Source organism: Mesorhizobium sp. M7A.F.Ca.MR.148.00.0.0, assembly GCF_003997735.1.
GTDB lineage: Bacteria > Pseudomonadota > Alphaproteobacteria > Rhizobiales > Rhizobiaceae > Mesorhizobium.
Map to the genome: position 1 here is coordinate 1 of NZ_RZTB01000538.1, position 285 is coordinate 285.

Here is a 285-nt window from a genome sequence, read left to right on the forward strand (position 1 = left end):
GCGTGTAGCCCTTCGGCTTCACCGTCGTGAAGCGGAACCGCCCCTGCGGATCGGTACGGAAGCGCCCGCGCAGATTGAATTCCGGCTGCCTGTCGGGTTCCTGGTTCTCGTAGAGACCCTCGGCATTGGCCTGCCAGATCTCGACCACCGCATCGCCGATCCCCGCGCCGTCGAGCGTGACGATGCGGCCCGCAACCTCCAGCGGCTCGCCCTTGTGATCGCGCGAGATGTTCGCGCCGGACACCATCTCCGGCACATCGGCCCGGTAGAAGGGCCCGGCCAGGG

1 pseudogene is annotated in these 285 nt (G+C 68.1%); it reads right to left on the reverse strand.

Going from position 1 to position 285, the window contains the following annotated elements:
- A pseudogene (locus EOB49_RS35245) lies at window positions 1–285 on the reverse strand (6-chlorohydroxyquinol-1,2-dioxygenase); the annotation flags it as partial.